This window comes from Streptomyces sp. NRRL B-24572 (genome assembly GCF_002156145.1).
Lineage (GTDB): Bacteria > Actinomycetota > Actinomycetes > Streptomycetales > Streptomycetaceae > Streptomyces > Streptomyces vietnamensis.
In genome coordinates, this window is the sequence record NZ_MWIG01000824.1 from 1 (window position 1) to 1580 (window position 1580).

The 1580-nt window shown below is 74.8% G+C and carries 1 protein-coding gene and 2 pseudogenes; 2 read left to right on the plus strand and 1 reads right to left on the minus strand.

The features are described from left to right. On the plus strand, positions 1–890 hold an 890-nt coding region (locus CCN56_RS36660), incomplete at its 5' end, for an ADP-ribosylglycohydrolase family protein (protein WP_107484282.1). Then, a pseudogene (locus CCN56_RS36665) lies at positions 871–1374 on the plus strand (ADP-ribosylglycohydrolase family protein); the annotation flags it as partial. The gene CCN56_RS36660 and the pseudogene CCN56_RS36665, both read left to right, overlap by 20 nt. Here the strand turns inward: CCN56_RS36665 and CCN56_RS45240 are convergent. Further along, positions 1368–1580, minus strand: a pseudogene (locus CCN56_RS45240) (ADP-ribosylglycohydrolase family protein); the annotation flags it as partial. The pseudogenes CCN56_RS36665 and CCN56_RS45240 overlap by 7 nt on opposite strands.

Here is a 1580-nt window from a genome sequence, read left to right on the forward strand (position 1 = left end):
TCCTCACCGCCGACGGCCCCGTCTTCGCCGCCCTCCCCCCGGACCGCCGTCTCCGCGCCGCCGTCGACCTCGCCTGGAACGCCCTCGCCGGCCAGATCGCCGCCGCCGCCGACCGCGCCCCCGAGGTCGAGTCGGCCGTACTCCCCCTCCGCGCCCGGATCTCGGTCCGCGCGGGCCTCGGCAATCTCGCCACCGGCCTGCGCCCGCCCGCGACGGGCCACGACAACCCGCACTTCTTCGACGACGCGGCCTGCGTCCGCGCCGCGGTCCTCGCCGTCGTCCACCCCGGCGACCCCCGCTCGGCCGCCGAACTCGCCGAGTTCGACGCCCGGTACACCCAGGACGGCGACGGCGTGCACGGCGCCCGTGCGACGGCGGCGGCCGTCGCCGCGGCCCTCGGCGGGGCGACGGTCGACGAGGCCGTCGAGGCGGCGCTCGCCGAACTCCCGCCCGTCACCGAGATCGGCCGCAACGCCCGGCACGCCGTGAAGCTGGCCCAGTCCGCCGATTCGGCCTTCGAACTGGTCCCGCTCCTGGAGCACCAGATCGTGGACCACGTCTACAGCTACGGCATCGCCGCCGCCGAGACCGTCCCGGTCGCCCTGGCCCTCGCCACCGCCGCCCGGGGCGAGATGACGGCGGCGGTGCCGTCCGCCGCCTGCCTCTCCCGGGTCGCCGACTCGGCCCCGGCGCTCGCGGGCGCGCTCACCGGCGCGCTGGGCGGCGGCCGTTCGGTCCCGGCGAGCTGGCGCGAGGCGTGCAGGACGCTCGCGGGCTGCGCGCTGCCCCGGCTCGCGGGTACGGACCTGGTGGAACTCGCCGGGCTGCTCGGAGCCACGGAACCGGCCACCCCAGGTGGACAATTCAGACATGACACCCACACTGGATGACCGGATCACCGGCAGTCTCCTCGGGGCCGCCGTCGGCGACGCGCTCGGCGGCCCCGTGGAGGGCTACACCCCCGAGCAGATCCTGGAGCGCCACGGCGGCCGCGTCACCGGGATCGTCGGTCCCTGGAACGGCGGCGACTGGCGCACCGCCCGGCCCATCGCGCCGTACCACAAGGGCGACGGGCACGTCACCGACGACACCTTGATGACCCATGCGCTGATCCGGGTGTACGAGAAGGTCCGCGGCCACCTCGACGCGTACGCGGTCGCGGACCACCTCGTCCCCGAGCTCATGGGCCGTACCGTCTGGATCCCGGAACTGGAGTCGGAGGCGCTCCCCCTCCAGCGGATCTTCCTGGCCGAGAAGTGGATCGTCACCCGCCTCCACTACGGTCACGCCGACCCCCGCGAGGCCGGCAACGGCAACGTCGTCAACTGCGGGGCGGCGATGTACATGGCGCCGGTCGGCCTGGTCAACGCCGCCGGGTGGGCGGCGTTGACCAGGCCGACCGGCGCCATGTACATCGCCGCCCCGCAGTTGACGACGTTGCCGTTGCCGGCCTCGCGGGGGTCGGCGTGACCGTAGTGGAGGCGGGTGACGATCCACTTCTCGGCCAGGAAGATCCGCTGGAGGGGGAGCGCCTCCGACTCCAGTTCCGGGATCCAGACGGTACGGCCCATGAGCTCGGG